Source organism: Streptomyces sp. NPDC093591, assembly GCF_044764885.1.
Taxonomy (GTDB): domain Bacteria; phylum Actinomycetota; class Actinomycetes; order Streptomycetales; family Streptomycetaceae; genus Streptomyces.
Genome location: NZ_JBIWIY010000029.1, coordinates 59,767 through 80,951, shown reverse-complemented (window position 1 = coordinate 80,951; position 21,185 = coordinate 59,767). Strand labels below are relative to the sequence as shown.

At 70.7% G+C, this 21,185-nt stretch carries 19 protein-coding genes; 12 read left to right on the top strand and 7 right to left on the bottom strand.

Annotated features, from left to right (window positions below; translation table 11 throughout):
- The first annotated feature begins 23 nt into the window (after positions 1–23).
- The 10 genes from ACIREI_RS43060 (at position 24) to ACIREI_RS43015 (ending at position 11,388) form a co-directional block, all read left to right on the top strand.
- Positions 24–2,894: a glycoside hydrolase family 2 TIM barrel-domain containing protein gene (locus ACIREI_RS43060; protein ID WP_403345454.1), complete on the top strand. Its 2,871-nt coding sequence runs from the start codon at positions 24–26 to the stop codon at positions 2,892–2,894.
- A 124-nt stretch (positions 2,895–3,018) separates the two neighbouring features.
- Positions 3,019–4,026 carry an ATP-binding cassette domain-containing protein gene (locus ACIREI_RS43055; protein ID WP_403345453.1) on the top strand — a complete coding sequence of 336 codons (1,008 nt, stop codon included), beginning with the start codon at positions 3,019–3,021 and terminating at the stop codon, positions 4,024–4,026.
- A 1-nt stretch (position 4,027) separates the two neighbouring features.
- On the top strand, positions 4,028–4,834 hold the full coding sequence (locus ACIREI_RS43050) for an ABC-2 family transporter protein (protein WP_403345451.1): 807 nt from the start codon (positions 4,028–4,030) through the stop codon (positions 4,832–4,834).
- Positions 4,835–4,850: 16 nt separating this feature from the next.
- On the top strand, positions 4,851–5,651 hold the full coding sequence (locus ACIREI_RS43045; RefSeq protein WP_403345495.1) for an ABC transporter permease: 801 nt from the start codon (positions 4,851–4,853) through the stop codon (positions 5,649–5,651).
- Between the two features lie 182 nt (positions 5,652–5,833).
- Positions 5,834–6,340, top strand: coding sequence for an anti-sigma factor antagonist (locus tag ACIREI_RS43040; RefSeq protein WP_403345494.1), 507 nt, complete (start codon positions 5,834–5,836; stop codon positions 6,338–6,340).
- Between the two features lie 112 nt (positions 6,341–6,452).
- The gene (locus ACIREI_RS43035; protein ID WP_403345449.1) at positions 6,453–7,772 is read left to right on the top strand and encodes a jacalin-like lectin; all 1,320 of its coding nucleotides are present in this window, start codon (positions 6,453–6,455) and stop codon (positions 7,770–7,772) included.
- A gap of 124 nt (positions 7,773–7,896) precedes the next feature.
- Positions 7,897–8,394 (top strand): hypothetical protein, encoded by a 498-nt coding sequence (locus ACIREI_RS43030; protein WP_403345447.1) that lies wholly within the window; start codon positions 7,897–7,899, stop codon positions 8,392–8,394.
- Positions 8,395–8,532: 138 nt separating this feature from the next.
- A complete protein-coding gene (locus ACIREI_RS43025; protein WP_403345446.1) occupies positions 8,533–9,135 on the top strand; it encodes a TetR-like C-terminal domain-containing protein in 603 nt (200 codons plus the stop codon).
- Between the two features lie 61 nt (positions 9,136–9,196).
- Entirely contained in the window at positions 9,197–10,606 is a 1,410-nt protein-coding gene (locus ACIREI_RS43020) for a hypothetical protein (RefSeq protein ID WP_403345444.1), read from the top strand.
- 38 nt (positions 10,607–10,644) lie between these two features.
- Positions 10,645–11,388 (top strand): hypothetical protein, encoded by a 744-nt coding sequence (locus ACIREI_RS43015; protein ID WP_403345442.1) that lies wholly within the window; start codon positions 10,645–10,647, stop codon positions 11,386–11,388.
- Positions 11,389–11,467: 79 nt separating this feature from the next.
- On the opposite strand, the gene ACIREI_RS43010 is transcribed toward ACIREI_RS43015, so the two are convergent.
- The 4 genes from ACIREI_RS43010 to ACIREI_RS42995 all read right to left on the bottom strand — a co-directional run bounded on the left by ACIREI_RS43010 (position 11,468) and on the right by ACIREI_RS42995 (position 14,199).
- Positions 11,468–12,340: a trypsin-like serine protease gene (locus ACIREI_RS43010; protein ID WP_403345440.1), complete on the bottom strand. Its 873-nt coding sequence runs from the start codon at positions 12,338–12,340 to the stop codon at positions 11,468–11,470.
- A gap of 173 nt (positions 12,341–12,513) precedes the next feature.
- Positions 12,514–12,939, bottom strand: coding sequence for an NUDIX hydrolase (locus tag ACIREI_RS43005; protein ID WP_403345439.1), 426 nt, complete (start codon positions 12,937–12,939; stop codon positions 12,514–12,516).
- A gap of 73 nt (positions 12,940–13,012) precedes the next feature.
- Positions 13,013–13,789 (bottom strand): isocitrate lyase/phosphoenolpyruvate mutase family protein, encoded by a 777-nt coding sequence (locus ACIREI_RS43000; protein WP_403345437.1) that lies wholly within the window; start codon positions 13,787–13,789, stop codon positions 13,013–13,015.
- Positions 13,786–14,199 carry a hypothetical protein gene (locus tag ACIREI_RS42995; protein ID WP_403345435.1) on the bottom strand — a complete coding sequence of 138 codons (414 nt, stop codon included), beginning with the start codon at positions 14,197–14,199 and terminating at the stop codon, positions 13,786–13,788. The genes ACIREI_RS43000 and ACIREI_RS42995 overlap by 4 nt, the downstream gene beginning before the upstream one ends.
- A gap of 148 nt (positions 14,200–14,347) precedes the next feature.
- Here ACIREI_RS42995 and ACIREI_RS42990 point away from each other — a divergent pair, with 148 nt between their 5' ends.
- On the top strand, positions 14,348–15,760 hold the full coding sequence (locus tag ACIREI_RS42990) for a hypothetical protein (protein WP_403345433.1): 1,413 nt from the start codon (positions 14,348–14,350) through the stop codon (positions 15,758–15,760).
- 19 nt (positions 15,761–15,779) lie between these two features.
- Here the strand turns inward: ACIREI_RS42990 and ACIREI_RS42985 are convergent, their stop codons facing one another.
- The 3 genes from ACIREI_RS42985 to ACIREI_RS42975 all read right to left on the bottom strand — a co-directional run bounded on the left by ACIREI_RS42985 (position 15,780) and on the right by ACIREI_RS42975 (position 19,312).
- On the bottom strand, positions 15,780–16,433 hold the full coding sequence (locus tag ACIREI_RS42985) for a hypothetical protein (RefSeq protein ID WP_403345431.1): 654 nt from the start codon (positions 16,431–16,433) through the stop codon (positions 15,780–15,782).
- Positions 16,434–16,477: 44 nt separating this feature from the next.
- Positions 16,478–18,190: a DUF2264 domain-containing protein gene (locus ACIREI_RS42980; protein WP_403345430.1), complete on the bottom strand. Its 1,713-nt coding sequence runs from the start codon at positions 18,188–18,190 to the stop codon at positions 16,478–16,480.
- 69 nt (positions 18,191–18,259) lie between these two features.
- A complete protein-coding gene (locus ACIREI_RS42975) occupies positions 18,260–19,312 on the bottom strand; it encodes a rhamnogalacturonan acetylesterase (RefSeq protein ID WP_403345428.1) in 1,053 nt (350 codons plus the stop codon).
- Positions 19,313–19,516: 204 nt separating this feature from the next.
- Between ACIREI_RS42975 and ACIREI_RS42970 the strand changes: the two genes are divergently transcribed.
- Positions 19,517–21,181, top strand: a complete 1,665-nt coding sequence (locus ACIREI_RS42970; RefSeq protein ID WP_403345427.1) for a rhamnogalacturonan lyase B N-terminal domain-containing protein — start codon at positions 19,517–19,519, stop codon at positions 21,179–21,181.
- Positions 21,182–21,185: the final 4 nt, after the last annotated feature.

Genomic DNA, 21,185 nt, shown 5'->3' with positions numbered 1-21,185 from the left:
CTCTTCTCAGGACCTGGAGACCGATGACTTCCCGCACCACCACTTCCGTCGACTACGTCGAGGACGTCTCCCCGGGCCGCGGGGCCCTGAAGCCCCGCGCCTGGTACGCCTCCTCGGACGCGAAGTCCCTGTCGCTGGGCGGCAGCTGGCGCTTCCGGCTGTCGGCGACCGCCGACGCCGAGGACGACTCGTTCGCCCAGCAGGGGTACGACGCCGGGGACTGGGCCGAGGTCACGGTCCCCGGGCACTGGGTCCTGCAGGGCGACGGCGCGTTCGGTTCGCCCATCTACACCAACCACCTGTACCCCTTCCCGGTGGACCCGCCGCACGTCCCGACGGAGAACCCGACCGGCGACCACCTGCGGGTCTTCGACCTGCCGGCCGACTGGCCGGCCGACGGCGACGCCGTGCTGCGCTTCGACGGCGTCGAGTCCTGCGCCCGCGTCTGGCTGAACGGCACGGACATCGGTGAGTTCAAGGGCTCCCGCCTGCCGCACGAGTTCGCGGTCGGGCAGCTGCTGAAGCCGGCCGGCAACGTGCTCGCCGTCCGCGTGCACCAGTGGTCGGCCGGCTCGTACCTGGAGGACCAGGACCAGTGGTGGCTGCCCGGCATCTTCCGTGACGTCACCCTGCTGCACCGCCCGGCGGGCAGCGTGGGCGACTTCTTCGTGCACGCCTCCTACGACCACACCACGGGCGAGGGCACCCTGCGCGTCGACTCCGAGGTCGACGGGCGGGTGTCCGTGCCCGCCCTGGACATCGATGTCGCGACCGGCGAGTCGGTGACCGCGGCCGTCGAGCCGTGGTCGGCGGAGACACCGAAGCTGTACGACGGCGAGCTGGTCACGGCCGGTGAGCGCGTGCCGCTGCGCATCGGCTTCCGTACGGTCGTCCTGGAGGACGGCCTCATCAAGGTCAACGGCAAGGCGGTCCTCTTCAAGGGCGTCAACCGCCACGAGTGGCACCCCGAGAAGGGCCGCGCCCTCGACCTGGAGACCATGCGCGAGGACGTGCTGCTGATGAAGCGGCACAACCTCAACGCGGTGCGCACTTCGCACTACCCCCCGCACCCGGCCTTCCTCGACCTGTGCGACGAGCTGGGCCTGTGGGTCATCGACGAGTGCGACCTCGAGACGCACGGCTTCACCGAGCAGGCCTGGCGGGACAACCCCGTCGACGACGACCGCTGGACCCCGGCCCTGCTGGACCGCGCGGCCCGCATGGTCGAGCGGGACAAGAACCACCCGTCGATCGTCTTCTGGTCCCTCGGCAACGAGGCGGGCACCGGACGCGGCCTGACCGCGATGGCCGAGTGGATCCACGGCCGGGACCCGGAAAGGCTCGTGCACTACGAGGGCGACTGGGACTGCCGGGACACGGACGTGTACTCACGGATGTACGCCTTCCACGACGAGGTCGAGAAGATCGGGCAGCAGCTCGACGGCGGCACCCACAAGCGTCGCGAACTGCCCTTCATCCAGTGCGAGTACGGGCACGCCATGGGCAACGGCCCCGGCGGACTGGCCGACTACCAGGAGCTCTTCGAGAAGTACGACCGGCTCCAGGGCGGCTTCATCTGGGAGTGGATCGACCACGGCATCACCCACCCCGAGCTGGGCTACGCCTACGGCGGTGACTTCGGCGAGGAGCTGCACGACGGCAACTTCGTCTGCGACGGCCTGATCTTCCCGGACCGCACGCCCTCCCCCGGGCTCGTCGAGTACAAGAAGGTCATCGAGCCGGTCCGCATCGACGGCGACGGCGCCGACGGCACCGTACGGGTGACGAACAAGTACGACTTCGCCGATCTGTCGGGGCTCGCCTTCGAGTGGTCGTACCAGGTGGACGGCGAGACCGTCGAGGCGGGCAGCCTGTCGGTGCCGAACCTCGCCCCCGGCGAGTCGGCCGACGTCAAGCTGCCGGAGCCGCCCGCGCACGAGCCGAGCGGCGAGAGCCAGTGGACCGTGCGGGCGCTGCTGGCGGCCGACACGGCGTGGGCGCCGAAGGACCACGTGGTCGCGTGGGGCCAGTTCCCGGTGGCCGCACGGCAGTTGCCGTCGGTCTCCGCGAGCGACCGGCCCGCCGCGAGCGAGAAGCTGATCACCCTCGGCCCGGCCTCGTTCGACGCCCGCACCGGCGCGCTGAGGACCATCGGCGGCGTCGAGGTGACGGCTCCGCGTCTGGACCTGTGGCGGGCGCCCACCGACAACGACGACGGCGCCGAGTGGCAGACCGACACCCGCTACGGGATGCTGTGGCGCAAGTACGGCCTGCACCGCATGCGGCACCGTCTGGATGCCGTCGAGTCGGGCGACGAGGCGCTGACGGTACGCACCCGGGTGGCGGCCGCCGCTTGGGAGGCGGGCCTCGCCACGGTGTACCGGTGGACCTCCGACGGCACCCGGCTGAAGCTGACCGTGTCCGTGACCCCCGAGGGCGAGTGGAAGGTGCCGCTGCCCCGGCTGGGCATCCGGTTCGGGCTCGCGCAGGCGGACGCCGTGCGGTGGTTCGGCGGCGGTCCCGGTGAGGCGTACCCGGACAGCAGGACGGCGTCGATGCTCGGCCGCTGGCACTCCACCGTCGACGAGCTGCAGACGCCGTACGTCCGTCCGCAGGAGAACGGCGCCCGTGCCGACGTGCGCTGGGTGGAGCTCGGCGGGCTGCGCATCGAGGGCGACCCGGAGTTCTGGTTCAGCGCCCGCCGCTGGACCAGCGAGCAGCTGGATGCCGCACAGCACCTCACGGACCTGGTGCCGGGCGACACCGTGTGGGTCAACCTCGACCACGGCCAGCACGGCATCGGCTCCCAGTCCTGCGGGCCGGGCCCGCTGCCGCAGTACTTCCTGCGGGCGGAGCCGACGGAGTTCTCGTTCGTGTTCTCGAACTCCAGGTAAGAAGACCATTAATCGATTGACCGATTGATCGACTTTCCGACAGTGTCGGAAAGTCGCCCGCGGCCGGTCGGCGCTTACGCCGACCGGCCGCAACTTGCTTCCGACACAAGGGAGTTGATGTCCATTGAGTGGCGCCATCGAGGTTCGCGGTCTCTCCCGGACCTTCCACACCACCGTCCGCCGCCCCGGTTTCGCGGGCGCGCTGCGCTCTCTGGTCAACCCGCAGAAGGTCGCCAAGCACGCCGTCTCCGAGGTGACCTTCTCCGTCGCCGCCGGTGAACTCCTCGCCCTGCTGGGCCCGAACGGCGCCGGCAAGTCCACCACCATCAAGATGCTCACCGGCATCCTCACCCCCACCTCCGGCGAGGCCCGGGTCGCGGGTGTGGTGCCGTACGAGGAGCGTGAGCGCAACGCCCGCAACATCGGCACGGTGTTCGGGCAGCGCACCCAGCTGTGGTGGGACCTCCCGGTGCGCGAGTCGTTCGCGATCCTGCGCGACATCTACGAGGTGCCGAAGGCCGAACACGCGGCCCGGCTCAAGGAGTTCGACGAGCTCCTGGACCTCTCCTCCTTCTGGGACACCCGGGTCCGCCACCTCTCCCTCGGCCAGCGCGTCCGCTCCGACCTGGCCGCCGCCCTGCTGCACGACCCGCCGGTGGTCTTCCTCGACGAGCCGACCATCGGCATGGACGTGGTGGTCAAGGAGCAGGTGCGGGAGTTCCTGCGGCACCAGGTGGAGGAGCGCGGCCGTACGGTCCTGCTGACCACGCATGACATGACGGAGGTCGAGCGGCTCGCCGAGCGGGTCGTGCTGATCAACCACGGGCGGCTCGTCCTGGACGGCACCCTCGACGAGATCCGGCGCAAGTTCGGTTCGACCTGGCAGGTGCGGGTGACGCTCGCCGACCCGCACACCGAGGTCGGCTCCCTGCCGGGCATCGCGCTGCTGCGGCACGACGGCCCGCAGGCGGTCTTCGGGCCCGACGGCCCCGACGCACCCACCGTGCACCAAGCCCTGAAGCAGGTCATCGAGCGGTACGAGGTGACGGACCTGTCCCTCGACGAGGCGGACCTCGAGGACGTGATGCGGGCCGCGTACGTGCATGCCGGGTCCGTCGCAGAAGGCGCCTGAGATGGCTTCCGTACTGCACGGCTGGCGCGCCGCCCGCGTCACCCCGCTCGGTGAGCTGCACACACCGCCCCGGATGACCGCCGTCCTGCTCCGGCTGACCGTCCAGGTGGTCCTGGTGGCGTCGCTGTGGCGCGGCCTGTACGCGCACACCGGCACCACCGCCGGACTGGGGCGCGACCAGGCGGTCAGCTACGCCGTTCTGGCCGTACTCGCCTCCCGACTACGGGAGTTGGACCAGTCCGCGGGCCGGGACATGGTGCTGCAGCACATGCACTTCGGCACGATCGTCTACTGGTACCTGCGCCCGCTGCCACCCCAGCGCTACTACGCCCTGCGCGCCCTCGGCGAACAGCTCTACGGGCTGGCGTGGGCACTCGCCGGATACCTGGTCTGCCTGGCCGCCGGAGTCGTCGAGCCCCCCGAGTCCGCGGCCGTGGCAGGGGTGTTCGTGGTGAGCATGCTGCTCGGCCAGTGGGTCCTGTACTACGTGATGCTCGTCCTGGACCAGCTGTGCTTCTTCACCATCCGCAACAACGCCGCGATGCTGATCCTGATCTTCGCGCAGAACCTGCTGTCCGGGGTCTACGCCCCGCTGTGGTTCTTCCCGGACTGGTTCATCACGCTGAGCGGCTTCCTGCCGTTCCAGGCGACGCTGAGCGTACCGCTGTCGATCTACATCGGCCGGATCGAACTCGCCGACGCGAGAGCGCAGTTGGCCGTTCAGGTCGCCTGGGTCGTCGTGCTGGCGCTGTTCACCCGGTGGGTGTGGCGGCGGGCGGCACGGCGCGTGATCTCGCAGGGAGGCTGATGTGTCGCTCAAGGCCATGAAATCCCTGCGCGTCATGGGGCGCATCACCCTGCTCAACATCCGTGCCTCGATGGAGTACCGCACCGAGTTTCTCCTGATGATCGCGATCGGCGCGATCTGGCAGGTGTCGGTGATCGTGTTCGCGACGGTGCTGCTGGGGGGGTTCACCGGGATGGGCGGCTGGGACAGCTCGGACGTGCTGCTGATCCCGGCGATCCGGATGCTCGCGCACGGGTTGTTCGTGCTCCTGCTGGGACGTATGCACTTCATCGGCCGGCAGATCCAGGAGGGGAAGATCGATGTCTATCTCCTGCGCCCGATGCCGGTGCACCGCCAGGTCCAGCTCGCCTTCTTCCCGACCAACGCGATCGGTGACCTGCTGGTCGCGGCAGGCCTGATGGTGGGCGCGCTCAGCCGCAGCGACCTGGACTGGACGGCGGGCCGGGTGTCGTATCTGATCGCCGCGATCGTCGGCGGGATGCTGCTGGAGGCGGCCCTGTTCACGGTGGTGGCGAGTGCCTGCCTGCGTTTCCCGGCCGCGGACTACTGGAGCCGGTGGCTGGAGGAACTGCTCGGCACGTTCGGCAGCTACCCGCTGAACGTCCTCCCGCGAGCGGTGGGCGGCTTCCTGACATACGCCCTTCCGCTCGCGTTCGTCGCCTACCTCCCGACGGCCGTCCTGACCGGCCACGACCACGACATCGGGGTGCCGTACTGGCTGGCGGCGGCGTCTCCACTGCTCGGGATCGCCGGGTATCTGGCGGCGCGGCTGGTGTGGCGGTGGAGCCTGAGGCACTACACGGGGGTGAACGGATGACGGCCGTGCGTCACACCTGCAAGTACGCGTGGGTGCCCGGGACTTGCAGCGGGTACGGGGAGAGGTGCTCGCCCCGTCGCGCGACCGCTGCGTCAGAACGGGTTGATCGCTAGGGGGCTTCATTGAAGAAGCGAACGCTGACGGTTGTGGTTCTCGGCGTGGTGGGCACGCTGACTGCGGCAATGGCGCGCGGGAAGCACGTCGCCGAGGGCGCGCGGTCCGGCGGCGACAGCTCCGCTGCCCCACCGGATCACGGAGACGGCCGACCCGCGATCGACGTCAGTGAAATCAGCCGCACCGAACGCAGGACGATCCGATCCAGCGACAAGAAGCTGACCATCGAGTTCGAGCAGGTGTCGGCCCACATGGCCGTGTTGAAGCTTGCCGGAACGTTGGACGTCTACACTCATCGGCTTCTGCGAGAGGCCTGCGAAAAGGCCTGCAGTGACGGATATTGGCTGCTTGTCCTGGATCTCGACGACCTCGATTTCCTGGACTCCACGGGCCTCGGCACCCTGGTCAGTGCCCTGAAGCGAGTGCGCGCCCACAGGGGCGCGCTGAGCCTCAGCCTGACCAAGGACAGAATTCTGAAGATTTTCAGGATAACCGGCTTGATAAGGGTCTTTCCGACTTTCCCAAGTGTCACAGAAGCGAAGGACTACCTGTTCGCCGGGAATTTCGGTCGCTGAAGCCTCCGGTTCCTCTCTCACTGTTTCCCCAACCTCTCTTGTACGTCACTCTGTTCACCAGTGAACCTGAGCAGCGCTCACCTTCTTCGCCCTCACTGGAGACACCCCCACCATGAGAAGACTGATAGGCACGCTCGCGGCGGCCGCGCTGGCCCTCACCGGACTCACCACCACCGGAGCGGCCCCCGCCGACGCCGCCACGTCCGGCTCCTTCAACGTCCTGACGTACAACATCGCGGGCCTCCCGCTCGGCCTCGGCGACAGCGATCCCGAGACGAACACGCCGCTGATCGGTCAGCGACTGGGCCCGTACGACATCGTCAACGTCCAGGAGGACTTCAACTACCACGCGTCGCTGTACGCCAACGACACCCACCCGCACCGCACGGCGACCAGCGGCGGCGCCGGCATCGGCGACGGGCTCAACACCCTCTCGGACCTCCCCTTCGAGGACTTCGAGCGGGTGAAGTGGAACGACTGCACCGGCACCAACTGCCTGACCCCGAAGGGCTTCACGCTGGCCAGGGTGCGCCTGGCCGAGGGCGTGTTCGTGGACCTCTACAACGTGCACACCAACGCCGACGCCGACGACGCCGCGCTCGCCGCCCGCCGCGCCAACGTCGAGCAGCTGTCGGACTTCATCCAGGCCAACTCCTCCGGCAACGCGGTGATCGTCATGGGCGACACCAACACCCGCTACACCCGCACCGGCGACAACATCCGCACCCTGGCCGCCGAGAACGGGCTGACCGACGCGTGGGTGAAGCTGGTCAAGGGCGGGACGCCCCCGGCGGCCGGGAGCGACGCGCTGCTCTGCGACGCCACGGCCCCGACCAACGACTGCGAGGTCGTCGACAAGGTCCTGTACCGCGGCAGCAAGCTGCTCACCCTCGACGCCACCCGCTACAACAACGACTGGGCGAACTTCCTGCGCGAGGACGGCGAGCACCTCTCCGACCACTTCCCGCACACCGTCGACTTCTCCTACACGCTCAACTCCTCCCTGAAGGCGAGCGATTTCTTCGGCGGCCCCCACGGCACGGCCTTCAACGACGCGGACGACCTGCCGGCTTCGCCGTCCCCGCGCACCCTGGCCCTGCGCGGCGGCTCCCGCCTGGACGCGGTGTCCCTGACGCACGACGGCGGTACGGCCCTCACCCACGGCGGCACGGGAGGCACGGCGACGTCCCTGACCCTGGCCTCCGGCGAGCACCTCACCGCCGTAAAGCTGACCCAGGGGCAGAAGGACGGGCGTACGCGGATCTTCTCGGCGTCGTTCACGACGGACAAGGGACGTACGTTGTCCGCCGGGACGGCGACCTCGGACAGCAAGACCTTCACGGCACCCTCCGGCTGGCAGATCGTCGGGTTCACGGGCCGGTCGGGCGACGAGATCGACAAGCTGGGAGTGCTGTACGCGCCGATCGGCTGACGGACCGGTGCGAGGCCGCCCGCCCCCGCAGCCGTACGCGGGCGGGCGGCACGGCACAATGTCAACAGCCGCCGCCCGAACGGCCCTTGCCCGTCCGCTCGTCGTCCCCTCTGGGAAGAACCTCATGCATCGCGACCCGTCCTGGGACCCCCTGCCCGTGCGCGGCACCACTCGGCTGACTTGTCAGTTCCTGCTCACCACGGTCTACGCGCCGGTGCACTGGCTGCTGTGCACAGCCCTCGCGCTGGCGCTGCTGGCCTTCGCCTTCGTGATCGAACTGCTCAGCTTGATACCCGGCGTGGAGCAGGGATACGAGAGGTTCATCGACGCGGTGTTCAGGGTCTTCCCGTGGTGGCCCCGCTGGTTCGTGACGCTGCCCGAGCTCCGCCACGAGGGTGATGTCGCCTTCTACCAGGCGCGCGTCGAGGCCAAGCTCACCAAATCGGTCAAGTGGAAGCAGCCGCAGGCCAAGATCCCCCTGCGCTCCTACCGTGCCGTGGGTGCCGGTTATGTGGCACAGCGCCTGGGTGAGTACGGCTGGCAGCTTCAGGATCCGGCGTTCCAGGAGCCGTCGAGGGGGCTGAGGCTGACCCGCGTCGCACCGGTGCAGGCACCCGCTTGACCGCCGGCCGCGGTGGAGTCCCACGTGGCCCGCAGCTCTGACCTCACTAGGATGCCCCCTAGGGGCTCTAGGCACCCTAGGGGCCTGGAGCCCCTGGGGGACTCAGGCCCGGTCACACATCCGGAGGTCAGCCAGCCCATGGCCCGCGCAGGACTCACCGCCGACCGGCTCGCCGCGGCCGCGGCCGACCTCGCCGACGAGGTCGGGTTCGAGAAGGTCAGCCTGTCCGCGCTGGCCCGGCACTTCGGGGTGAAGGACGCGAGCCTGTACTCGCACGTCAGGAATCTCCAGGACCTGCGCACGCGGGTCGCGTTGCTGGCCGGCGGCGAGATGATCGACCGGATCGCCGCCGCCGTCGCCGGACGCGCCGGCAAGGACGCGCTGGCCGCCTTCGCGGACGCCTACCGGGAGTACGCGCTGCGGCACCCGGGCCGATACGCGGCCACCCAGACACAGATCGACCAGGCCCTCGTCGCCGACGCCCCCGCCATGCGCCGCACCGCCGAGATCACCTACGGCATGCTCCGCGCCTACGGCCTCGAAGAACCGGACCTCACCGACGCCGTCCGCCTGCTGCGCAGCACCTTCCACGGCTACTGCGCCCTGGAGTCCACCGGCGCGTTCGGCGCCCCCCGGGCCGTCCAGGAGTCCTGGGAGCGCGCCGTCGACGCCCTGCACGTGGCGCTCGTGAACTGGCCGCGGCGCGAGCCCGACCGACGGCCGCCCCAGTTGTCACCCTGACCACTTAGACTGGAAGCTTCGCGGAGGTCACACGTCGCCGCCACGGGGGAGGGAGTGCGTCTTGTCCCAACAGCAGCTCGGACGCGGCCCCCTGAGGTCCCGGCAGCCCCGTCCCTCACCTCCCGCTCCCGACGAAGAGACCCAGGACAGCTCGCCCCCGGCGCGTTTCGTGGGCTGGCTCGGTGGCCTCGGATGCGTGGCCGCCGGGTACGGCGTGTTCCAGTTCCTGTTCAGTGTGCTGCCCGGCTCCCTCGAAGGTTCGGCCGCCCGCTATCTGATCGCCGGCATCAGCGGACTCGGCACCTCCGTAGCGGCCTGGCTGGCGGCGGCGCTGCTGCGGGCCCGGGCGGCGGCCGGCGAGCGAGCACCGGGCCCCGCCGTGGGACCCGCCGCCATGGCGCCGGGGGCACCCGGACCGCTCCCCCGGGCCTTCGCCTCCGCCTACGCGTCCCTCGTCGACCAAGTGACCGTCGTGGACGACCCTGAGCGCGGCCGGCTCACCGGCTGGCCGCACTCCCTCGGCGAGACCTCGCCCTCTCGCCCCACCCCCGTCGGCACCGCGTACGGCCTGCACATCATGCTCGACCTCGGCGTGCCCGACGGACAGCTGAGCACGGGCGAGCTGGTGGACACGCTGTGGCGGCTGCGACTCCCGGACGGCGGCTGGTCGGCGCGCTCGCAGGGGTCCGAGGCGCGTCCGGAGGTCACCGCGCTGGTGCTGGGCGCGCTGGCCCGGGCCGGCGCCTCCGCCGAGCGGCTGGCCGCCGAGGTGGACCGGTGCACCAGCGGGTTCACCCGCCAACTCGACCGCGCCGGGCGGGAGTCGACCCATGTCGTGACGACCGTGCTGCGCGGGCTGCTGCGCGCCGCGCCCCGCTGCGAGGTCCTGCCCGTGCTGCGCGAGGCCCTCGCGAACGGCGCGATCAGCGACCCGCGCCGCGACCATCTGCGCTGCTGGGGCTACCGCCTCGAACCCCCACACGGCTGGCCGTCCCCGCTGCACACCGCGCAGGCGGTCGTCGCCCTCGACCGGGCCGCCCGGGTCCTCGGCGAGAACGCCGGGGCGCGCGCCGCCCGCGAGGACGGCGTGCGCTGGCTGCTGACCTGCCCGGAGGCGTCGCACGACACCTGCGCGGACCTGAGGAACCTGCACGAGGAGGTACGCCGGCCGCGCACGGACGACCCCTCGCGACACGAGGTGCTGAGCGTGCGGCACTTCACCGCCTCCTGGGTGGCGCGCGCCCTGCTCTCGCCGGGCGCCGTGGAGATCGCCCGCGCCGACGGGCTGGAGGAGCAGTGGCGGGTACGGCTGGAGGGGGCCGTCGCCGCGGTGTGGGCCGGGCAGACGGACGGCGTCTGGTTCTGGGGGCGGGGCGACAGCACCGAGCTGCGGCGGCCCATGTGGATGACCTATCAAGGTCTTTCGACGCTGCGCGCGCATGCCGTATGGATGTATCAGCCGGGTGACTGAACCGGGATGTCACGCGCGGGTCGTTGGAGGATGGGTGCATGGGCGGTCGGCAGGTCCTGGCGACGCGAAGGCTGCTGGCCGAGGCACTGGACGGTGAACTGCCCGAACAGGATCTGGCGTCCGCCGCCCGCTTTGTCGTCGCCGAACTCGGCTCCGGCGACCGGCTGCTGGAGCTGATCGCGGAACTCGCCTCCGGGGAGGGCGATCCGGCGAGCTGCGCGCGACTGTCGTACCGCCATGTCCTCGGCTTCGACAAGCTGCTGCTGATCGACGGCGGCCCGCGCCACATGCTGCGCGCGCACGTCTGGCATCCGAGCGCGGGCGGGATCGGCGAGGAGGACATCCACAACCACCGCTCGCCACTGGCCTCTTATGTCGTACGGGGCCGGCTGGCCATGGAGCTGTACGAGGTCTGCGGCGAGGGCGGCGATGACGGTGTCGGCGGTGTCGCGGCGGCCCGGTACGAGGAGTCGCTGGCGGAGGGGTCGGCGGACTGGGTGCTGCGGCCGGCCGGCGCGGCGCGGCTGCGGCTGACACATGTGGGGCAGTACGCGGCGGGCAGCTCGTACGCCCTGCCGGCGCACACCCTGCACCGGGCCTGGTGCGACACGGACACGCCGACGGTGACGTTGTTCCTGGAGACCGGCGCGGGCCGGCGGCGCCACACCGACGTGTTCACGGCGGCGGGCCCGCATCCGGGCGCGGTGGAGAAGGTGCCGCTGGATGTGCCGGACTATCTGGAGGCGTTGAGCGATCTGGCGGAGCGGCTCAGGGCCTTGTGACGGCTCACGGCACCCGGGGCACACGGTGACCCCGGCCGCCCGTCGGCTTCGTGCGCCGGGCGGCCGGGGTCGGCACGGGTTACGGGAGTTTCACGAACGGCGACAGGAAGGCGCGGGCGCCCGGGGTGTCCAGGCGGTACGTCACGTTCGTCGCGTAACACGGGGTGTCGCCGGTGATCGTGGTGGCGGCCAGGACGTTCTTGCCGCCGATCACCGCGAAGTTGGGGCCGCCCGAGTCGCCGTAGCAGGCACCGCCGTTGCCCTGCGGCGCGGTCATCGCCAGGCGTGCCCAGGAGTCGTTGAGGGCGTCGAAGGTGACGGGCGCCTTCATCCGGACGCCGCCGCCGGGGTGGGTCTGGCCGCCGGGGCCGTTGACGGCCTCCTGGGTGCCGTATCCGGCGACGAACCAGTCGGTGGCGTTCAGGCCCCGCGGTCCGAGTGCGCCGAGCTGGTTCGCGGTGGGCAGGGTGGCCGGGGTGAACGTCCAGCGGGACTTGGCCTGCGCGGCGGACAGTTCGATCACCGAGATGTCGTGGGTGTCGGACGCGGGCCCGGGGTAGTCGGGGTGGCTGTGGGCGGTGCCCGGGACGGCGACGGCCCTCGCCTGGGCGGCCGGGTCGCCGGGGTACTTCTTGGCGGCGGCGTCGAGGCCGGTCTGCACGTCCTGGTCCAGCGAGACGTAGAACCTCACGTTGTCGGGCCAGTCGGTGGTGCAGTGCGCGGCGGTCAGGAAGGTGTCCGCGTCGATCATGGTGCCGGAGCAGACCCAGTCGACCCGGTCGGGGGTCGCGGGATCGCCGTCGTTGTCCCAGGTGGCCACGAGCGCGCCGACCTCGGTGCGTTCGGGGGCGGGCGTCGCGTTGTACGAGTTGATGGCCGAGGACGGCAGCGCCGTGGCGAGCACGGCCGCACAGGCCGCCGCGGTGACGGCGGTGGCGCGTATGGCTGACAAAAGAACTGACCCTTCTGCAGGTGAGCTTGGGTGTTCTCCTGTGGGGGGGTGCGCCAAGTGAAGCGCCTGGGGGCAGCTGCGACAAGAGCGTGCCGGCTCCCGCAGGGTTTTCCCTATGCGTTCCCTGTGTGATCGCTTCGCCGTGCGGAAGGGGCCGGGGTGGCCCGGTGGGCTCAGGACTCGGTGAAGGCCTGGCCCACGATGTCGAGGTTGTACGCGTCGATCTCCACGCTGGTCAGCTCGGACCGGCCGAGCCACCGCGCGTCCTGATCCGGCTCGGGGAGGGTGAGGCTCGCGGACAACGGCCTGACCAGGAAGTTGTCCTGCCAGTTCTTGATCTCGTGCCCCCGGTAGTCGCTGAGGAAGGACGACTCGCCGACCTTGCGGACGATCTCGCCGAGCAGTCCGGTCTCTTCCTTCAGCTCCCGCAGGGCACCGTCCTCGGGACTCTCACCGGGCTCCAGCTTCCCGCAGGGGACACCCCACACCCGCGGCAGGAACCGCTCCTTCTCGCTGCGGCGCACCAGAAGCACGCGCTGCTTGTCGTCCATCACGACGGCGGCCGCCAGTCGCCTGTCGCCGGGGATGTCCATGGTCATGGTTCCTCGGTCCCTCGCCGGTGATGAGTCCAAAGGGTCTGATACCCGGGAAAGAGTCAACGCTAACAGGAACCTACGGTCCGTCGCTGTGAGTCAGGTCGCCCCGGCGGCTGAGCGCGTCCACTTCGTCGTACGACGGGGTGGCCCCCCGCGGTGTGCGGCCCGCCCGGATGTCCGCGGCCGCCTCCACCGCCGCGCCCAGCGCCCGCCGGTAGAGCAGCGAGCCGAGGCTGACGCGCCGGACGCCGAGGTCGGCCAGGTGGGGGACGGTGGGGCCGGTCGGGGTGTACAGGATGTTGAGGGGGACGTGGAGGTGGCTCACCAGGGCGGCGATCCGGCGGGGTTCGGTGAGTCCTGGCACGAACACACCGTCGGCGCCCGCCTGTTGATAGGCGTCGAGGCGCTCGTCGGTCTCCGCTCCGTCGCCCAGCCAGTACGTGTCGGTGCGGGCGTTGACGAAGAGGCCGGGTGCCGCCGACTTCACGGCCGCGATCTTCGCGGCGTGCAGCGCCACGGGGCCCAGGCGGTCCTCCAGGTTGATGCCGACGGCTCCGACGCACTCCAGCTCCCGGGCGAACTCCGCCACCTCGTCGGGATCGTCGCTGTAGCCGTCCTCCGCGTCGACGGAGAGCAGGTACGGCTCCGAGCCGACGGCCAGGGCGAGCCGGAGGGTCTCGTCGCGGGTCGCGGACGCCCCGTCGGCCAGACCGGCGGCCGCGGCCACGCCGAGGCTCGTGGTCCCGATCGCCCGGAAGCCCTGAGCGGCGAGGACCGTCGCGGAGGCGTGGTCCCAGGCGTTGGGAAGGAGGAGGGGCTCGGCTGCGCGGTGGAGGTCGGCGAAAAGGGTCACGACAGGTCGCCCACGGCGTCTGCGTAGTACGTCGATTCCCCGAGGTGCCGGGCGAGTTCGCGGAAGCTCCAGCCCTCGCCGGGCGAGTGGTCGAGCTGGTCGTCGCTCAGGGCGTCGAGTCGGTTCGCCCAGATGCGGGCGAGGCGGGTCAGCCGACTGCGGGCCTCCTCCAGGTCCTGGGCGGTGAAGGGTGCGAGGTCCGCCTCGCCGGTGAGGGCGGAGGCGTGCCAGTGGTCGGGCAGGGGCTCCTCGCCCACGAGCCGGGCTTCCAGTTCGGCGAGGTGGTCGATCAGGTGGTCGGCGACGCGGCGGATCGCCTTGTGCGGGGTGTGGACGCGGTCGTCGACGTGCCGGGGCTCGCCGTTCCAGTTCGGCCAGGTCGCGGCCAGGGTGAGGACGTGGTCGACCATGGCGGTGACGGCTGCGGAGGGGCCCGACGGGCGGTTTCGGTCATGCTCCGCACGCTAGGTGCCGGTCGTTTCGGTACCGGCCGAAGTGATCCGGACCACATATGTGAAACTTCAGCAACGTTGTCGGCTCGGGCGGCGACCGGGGTACATGACTTCCGCAAGACGCACCACGTCCGTGTCCGCATCCGGCGCGCCCGGCCATCGCCGCGCGCACGCCGCCCGCCGGCCCCTCATCGCCGGTCTGGCCGCCACCACCGCCCTGCTCGGGGCCTGGTACGCCACCGCCGGGGCCGCCACGACCACGGCCCCCGCTCTCACCCCCACGACCACCACGGTGAACCTGCCGGCCAAGTTCCCCTACCTGTCGGCCGGTTACAACAACACCCGCGAGTGGACGCGCACGGCGACGGCGGTGGCCCCGAACGGCACCCTGCGGGTGGCCTGGCCCGCCTCGGACGGCATCCACGTCACACCGCTGACCGCCGCCGGCAAGCGCTCGGGCGCGGACACGGTCGTCAAGGGCACCAAGGAGGTCGGCGGCCTGGTCGCGCACAACGACGGCTTCGCGCTGCTGACCCGGGTCGCCGACACCAACAAGTGGAAGGAGACGGCAGCCGCGTTGATCCGCTACACGAACGGCAAGCAGACCTTCCGCACCAAGCTGACCGGCACCTCCTCCAACGACACCTCCCCGACCCTCGACGGCCAGCTCACCTGGAACGGCACCAAGTACGGCGCCTACTTCGTCGTGCACGGCGCGGGCGGCTTCGCCGACGGGCACTTCGGCGACAAGCTGTCGTACATCGGCGCCAAGGGTGCCAAGCTCAGCGGTGGCTGGAGCTGGGGGTGCAGCCACAACGAGGGCATCGCCCTGCACGCCGAGAAGACCGGCGCCTTCACCTCCCTCTGCTTCGACGACTGGCGCTCGGGGCTGTTCGTGTCGACGGGGATCGGCGCGCCCGACAACGCCCCGGTCGTGCAGCGCGAGCAGTGCTGGGCGGGCTACTGCGGCGGCACGTTCGCGAGCCGTACCGGTGACCTCGTGAAGTCGGCCACCGGCCGCTACGCCACCGCCTTCGCCTCCCGCGGCGCCGCGTCGGCCAAGAAGAACCCCGCCGACTCCAGCGGACGCGGCTGGACGGTCACGCCCAAGACCAGCACCCACCAGGTGGCCCTCGCCTTCCTCAAGAACCGCAGCACCCCGGCGGGCAAGGCGATCCAGCTGTCCAGCACCAAGGGCGTCGAGCACGTCAACGTCCGCCTCGCCCCGTACGGCAAGGACCGCCTCCTGCTGTCCTGGGAGTCCCTGAAGAACGCCAAGTGCGCGAACGGCACCTGCACCGGCACCTTCGCGGGCACGTCTTTCCGGCTCATCGACTGGGACGGCAAGTTCCAGAGCGCCACGAAGGTCGTCGGCACCCGGATCACCGGCGACATCGCGGTCCAGAAGGACGGCACGCTGACGTGGGCGTACGTCCCGGTCACCCCGTCGTACGCGTCGCCGCTCACCGGGGCCTCCCCCACTTCCACGACACTGCGGATCGCGCGCCTCAAGCCCTGAAGCCCTGAGCGGCGCCCGGTCAGCCCGTGATGGAGAAGAAGATCGTGTCCTGGGTGTACCAGTCGATGTTCTTCGTGGCGTACTCCCATTCGGTGTGCTCGAAGTCGAGCTTGTCGATGATCTCCTGGACGTCGTACCGGAAGTCCGCGTCCATCCGGTCCAGCACGGCCCGGTAGGCGTCGGCGGCCGGCTTGGCCTTGGCCAACGGGAACATGCCTATGTGCGGGCCGTCCACGGGATACGGGATGTGGAAGGGGATCTCCTGCGGCGGCCCTGCGAACAGGTGGTCGTGCAGCAGGAGATCCCCGCTCACGTCCAGGCGGCGCAGTTCGTCGTCGAGCAGGCCGAAGAAGGTCGAGGGCTTGGAGTACACGCCCAGGTCGTACGGGTCGGACGCATTGCAGTCGATGATGTGCTGGAGGGCGCGGTAGTAGGCGCCGGCCGCGTACTCCGCGTCCGAGCTCGCGTGACCGGCCACCAGGTGCTCGAGCGCGTCGGGGACGGACAGGCCCCGGTCGAGGCCCTGGCGGTCGAGTTCGACTTGGCTCTTCCTCGCCCTCTCGCGCATCATGCCGAGGATGCGCTCCTGGTCGGCGGTGAGGTTCCCGGCGGCTCCGAGGAACCCCACGACGTCGGCCTTGTCAGCGGTGCTGTACGAGATGATCCGGCTCATGATCACCATGCTGCCAGCCACCACTGACAATCGACCTCGCAGGCTCAGAAGGGCGTGACGCCCACCCCGTTCTCATCCAGCCGCACCCGCACCTCGCGTCCCGCACTCCAGCGGACGTGGATCTCGCCGGTCCCCGCCACCTGTACGGACACCAGCTCCTGAAGCGGCACGGGGTCCGGCTCGGCGGTGAGGCGGGCGAGGGCGACGAACACGGTGGGGCCGTCCCCCGTCACTCCTGTCAGACCCGGCAGGGCATTCGGCTCCGAGTCCCTCAACACCCCGGACACGGGCGCGAGTTCCGCCTCGACGCCCTCCCCCGCGGCCCACCCCGTCACCCGCACCACCGTCCCGGGAGCCGCGCCCACGACCCGGTGGACGCGCACCTCCACCGCGCCCTCGGCAAGCACCACACTGCTCACCCGGATCCCCTCGCCGACCGAGTGCCGGGAGGCCGCCCAGCCCTCCCCCACCCCCAGCGGCACGATGTCCGTACGGCGCGGATCGTCGCCGACGATCACGCTGTTGTCGTACGACGACGAGGGCGCCGTCACCGTCGAGTAGGCCAGGCGCGTGTAGTACGGGTCGTAGCGGACGTCCTCGCTGCCGTGGTTGTGGAGGCGGACCAGGCCGTCCGAACTCGTCGACTGGAGCAGCCAGTTGGGGGCGGCGATCGCGGTGAGCGCGTCCGCGCGCTCGGACGGGGCGGGTTCCTCCGTCGCCGTCCAGACCTCGTGGTCCGGCGGCAGGAGCAGGCCGAGGAAGGCCTTGCTCGCCCAGTACGGGGACGCCGGGCCCGAATAGCCTTGGAGGACCGTCTCGTCGGGGCCGTGCCAGCCGAGGGTCAGCAGGCCGTCCGCGTTCACCGCGCCCCGCTCCAGGAAGTACTTCAGCGCGCCGGAGGCCAGCCGCCTGGTCTCCCCCGGCGTGAGCGGCGTACGGCCCGTCAGGGCGCCGAGCCAGAGCGGGGCCGTGGTCGCGAAACGGTAGGTCAGGGAGCGGCCCTGGTGCATGGGGGCGCCGTCGGCGCCGAACAGGCGGGCGTAGTCCTCCAGATGCCGTGCGAGCCGGCCCCCGTACAGCTCCGACAGCCGCTCGTCCTGCGCCAGCCAGGCGTGCAGCACCGGGTACAGGTGCATCGCCCAGCCGTTGTAGTAGTCGTACTTCCGGCCGTCGCCGTCCGTGTACCAGCCGCCGCCGACGTACCAGTCCTCGATGCGCTCCAGCCCGCGGTCGATCGCCTTGCGCGACTCCTCGGCCTCGTGGCCGATCTCCTGGAGGAAGCCACCCACCGTCACCGGGAACAGCTCCCAGTTGCAGGGCCAGGCTTCGGCCGTCACCGCGTCTGCGAGCCAGGCCGCCGCCCGCTGCCGTACCCCGTCGTCGAGCCGGTCCCACAGCAGCGGCCGCGTCAGGCGCAGCGCGAGGGCGATCGACGCCGCCTCGACCAGGGGCTGGCTGCGGTCCTCGATGCGGGGCCAGACCCCCGCTACGCCGGCCGCGAGTCCGTCGGCGTAGCGCTCCAACGCCGTCTCGTCCCGGCGGAAGGCCGCCAGGAGCAGCGTACGGGCGTATCCCTCCAGGCCGTCGGAGAGGCGGCCCGACCAGCTCGCCCGGTCGCCGGGGAAGTGGTAGAGGGCGCGGTCCTCGGTGGCGTACGGCTCCGTGGCCGCGAGCAGGGCGTCGGCGGCCGCCTCCCAGTGGGCGCGGGTGTAGCCGGTGTGCGGGCTGCGGGTGCGGTCGTCGGGGGGCAGGTGCATCGGTTCTCTTTCTCGCCGGCTCGGTTCAGACCTGGGGCGCCCCGGTTCCGGTCGAGGCGCCCCAGGGGTTCATCCCACCCGCACCTTGCCCTCCGGCACCAGATGCTGGGCGACGAGTTCCTCGCGGACCAGGTTCGCGTACACCGTGGCGCCGTGCACCGAGGTGTGGGTGTTGTCCCGCTTCTCGTTGTAGAGGTACAGCGCCTTGGAGGCTTCTACGCCCAGGGACTCCACCAGCGCCTTCGTCCTCGCCGTCAGGTCGATCAGCGGGACGTCCTGGGCGGCTGCCACCGAGCGGATGACCGCCGGGTGGTCCACGCCCAGGCCGTTCACGAGCAGGGCCGTGCCGTTGTTCAGCGTGCCGTCGGCGTTGAACCAGCGGCGCACGATCGGGGTGACGAGGACCGGCTCGCCGCCCTTCTCCCGCACGCCCGCCACCAGGGCCTCCAGATTCGCCCGGTAGGTCGCCTCGTCGGTCGTCTTGTCGTTGTGGGCGAGCTGGATCAGGACCAGGTCGCCGGGGCGGATCCGCGGCTGGACGGTGGCCCACAGGCGTGAGTCGGCGAGGTAGGTGACCGTGCTTTCGCCGGAGTCGGCGTAGTTGGCGACGGACACGCCCTTGCGGAGGTACTGGGGCAGCTGCTGGCCCCAGCCGGAGTAGGGGTCGCCGGGCTGGTCGCAGACCGTGGAGTCGCCGACGAGGAAGATCTGGCGGGCGTGCCGGGCCGGGGTGACCTTGATGTCGGCGAGGGCGGGCGCCGAGCCGCCGAGGAGCAGGTCCAGGCCGGGAGTGCCTTCGGGGCCCGTCGGCTCGCCCTCGGGGGTGCGGACGTTCACGGTGAAGCTGCGGGCGACGCGCTCGCCCGCCGGGGCGGCCGTCTCGGGGAGCAGGGCGCGGCGGGTCTCACCGGTGACGCTCGTGCTGGACGCGGCCTCGCCGCCGAGGAGGACCCGCACGTCGTAGGTGCCGGGCGGGACGTCGAAGTGGCAGGCGTCGGCGGTGCAGTTCTCGATGCCGAGGGGACGCTGAGCGCCGTACGCCTGGGCCGGTACGGCCGACAGGACCGACAGGCCGGTGCTCAGCGTCACCGCCGCCAGGACGGCACGGTTGAAACGTCTCATTCGTCGGCTCCTTCACGGACGACAAGGCCTGGCGCTGGACCGTACCCGTTTCTGCAAGCGCTTTCTAGACCTCGGGTCGATTTCACATGACTGCCAACTTCTCCGCTACGAAAGCCCTTTCGCGAAATCGATTCAACTGTCACCCTCGCTCTCACCCGCACCACCCCCACACCTCGAACGCACCCCTCGAAGGAGGCACCCCCCATGTCCGGATCCACCGACAGACCGGTCCGACGCCGCACCTTCGTGCTCGGCACCGCGGCCGCGGCAGGCACGGCCGCGCTGAGCGGTACCGCTTCCGCCGCGGCCTTCGGCTGGAGCGACGACGGCTCGAACTACGTCGTCGACACCGGCGCCAACCTCGTCTTCAAGGTCCGCAAGTCCAACGGCGACCTGACCTCGCTGGTCTACCGCGGCACGGAGTACCAGGGCTACGGCGGCATGAACTCGCACATCGAGTCCGGCCTCGGCAGCTCCACCGTGTCGATCCGGCAGTCGGGTTCGACGATCCTGATCTCGGTGGCGTACGGCACGCTGCGGCACTACTACGCGGCCCGCAGCGGCGAGAACAACATCTACCTGTGGACCAACAAGGCCGACACGTCGGTCTCCGCGACGCGCTACATCCTGCGCACCCGGCCGGGCCTGTTCCTCAACGACGAGCCCGACTCCTACACCTACGCGCCCACCACCATCGAGGCCTCCGACGTGTTCCGGAAGTCCGACGGCCAGACGCGCTCGAAGCACTACTCGAAGCTGCGCGTCATGGACTACAACTACGTCGGCTGGTCCAGCGGCGGCGTCGGCCTGTGGATCGTGCGCAGCAACCACGAGAAGGCGTCCGGCGGCCCCTTCTACCGCTCCCTCCTGCGCCACCAGAGCGCGGACGGCGGCGGCCTGTACGAGATCCTGTACTACGGCCAGAACCAGACCGAGGCCCAGCGCTTCGGCCTCCAGGGCCCGTACGTCATCGCCCTCACGGACGGCGGGGCGCCCTCGTCGTCGCTGTTCCCGGGCACGCTCACCACCTCGTGGGCGGACTCGCTCGGCATGTCCGGGTACGTCGGCGCGAGCGGGCGCGGCCGGGTGGCCGGGGTCGGGATATCCGGGCGGAACACGGCGCACGCGTACACGGTCGGGCTCGCCAACTCGGCGGCGCAGTACTGGGGTTCGGCGCGTTCCTCGGACGGCTACTTCTCGATCGGGGGTGTGCTGCCGGGGACGTACACGCTGACCGTCTTCAAGGGTGAACTCGCCGTGTACACCACCTCGGTGTCGGTCACCGCGGGCGGCACGACCACCCTCAACACCATCGCGATCCCGTCCTCGAACGACCCGAGCAACGCCGCCGCGATCTGGCGGATCGGCGACTGGAACGGCACGCCGAGCGGGTTCAAGAACGCCGACCTGATGACGTACGCGCACCCCTCCGACGTCCGGGCCGCCTCGTGGACCGGCAACGTCGTCATCGGCAACAACGAGACGGCGTCCTTCCCCTGCTACCTCTGGAAGGACGTCAACAGCGGCATCCTGGTGTACTTCCGGCTGACGGCGGCCCAGGCGGCGGCCGCGCACACCCTGCGGATCGGCGTGACGACGGCGTACGCCAACGGCCGGCCCCAGGTGTCGGTCAACGGCGCCTGGACGTCCGCCATCCCCTCCCCGCCCACCCAGCCGAACACCCGGTCGCTGACCAACGGTTCGTACCGGGGCAACAACAACACGTTCACGTACAGCGTGCCGGCGTCCGCCTGGCAGACGGACACCAGCCAGTACAACGTGCTGAAGATCGACGTGGTGAGCGGTTCGGGGACTACGGGCTATCTCAGTGCGGGCACGGCGATCGACGCGATCGACCTGCTCGCCTGACGGC

Coding starts and splice junctions, on each gene's coding strand:
- ACIREI_RS43005 (WP_403345439.1), bottom strand. CDS start 12,939: ATGACCATGGACATCCCCGGCGACAGGCGACTGGCGGCCGCCGTCGTG.
- ACIREI_RS43045 (WP_403345495.1), top strand. CDS start 4,851: ATGAAATCCCTGCGCGTCATGGGGCGCATCACCCTGCTCAACATCCGT.
- ACIREI_RS43035 (WP_403345449.1), top strand. CDS start 6,453: ATGAGAAGACTGATAGGCACGCTCGCGGCGGCCGCGCTGGCCCTCACC.
- ACIREI_RS43030 (WP_403345447.1), top strand. CDS start 7,897: ATGCATCGCGACCCGTCCTGGGACCCCCTGCCCGTGCGCGGCACCACT.
- ACIREI_RS42980 (WP_403345430.1), bottom strand. CDS start 18,190: ATGCACCTGCCCCCCGACGACCGCACCCGCAGCCCGCACACCGGCTAC.
- ACIREI_RS42990 (WP_403345433.1), top strand. CDS start 14,348: ATGACTTCCGCAAGACGCACCACGTCCGTGTCCGCATCCGGCGCGCCC.
- ACIREI_RS42975 (WP_403345428.1), bottom strand. CDS start 19,312: ATGAGACGTTTCAACCGTGCCGTCCTGGCGGCGGTGACGCTGAGCACC.
- ACIREI_RS43015 (WP_403345442.1), top strand. CDS start 10,645: ATGGGCGGTCGGCAGGTCCTGGCGACGCGAAGGCTGCTGGCCGAGGCA.
- ACIREI_RS42970 (WP_403345427.1), top strand. CDS start 19,517: ATGTCCGGATCCACCGACAGACCGGTCCGACGCCGCACCTTCGTGCTC.
- ACIREI_RS43060 (WP_403345454.1), top strand. CDS start 24: ATGACTTCCCGCACCACCACTTCCGTCGACTACGTCGAGGACGTCTCC.
- ACIREI_RS43025 (WP_403345446.1), top strand. CDS start 8,533: ATGGCCCGCGCAGGACTCACCGCCGACCGGCTCGCCGCGGCCGCGGCC.
- ACIREI_RS42995 (WP_403345435.1), bottom strand. CDS start 14,199: ATGGTCGACCACGTCCTCACCCTGGCCGCGACCTGGCCGAACTGGAAC.
- ACIREI_RS43040 (WP_403345494.1), top strand. CDS start 5,834: ATGGCGCGCGGGAAGCACGTCGCCGAGGGCGCGCGGTCCGGCGGCGAC.
- ACIREI_RS42985 (WP_403345431.1), bottom strand. CDS start 16,433: ATGAGCCGGATCATCTCGTACAGCACCGCTGACAAGGCCGACGTCGTG.
- ACIREI_RS43050 (WP_403345451.1), top strand. CDS start 4,028: ATGGCTTCCGTACTGCACGGCTGGCGCGCCGCCCGCGTCACCCCGCTC.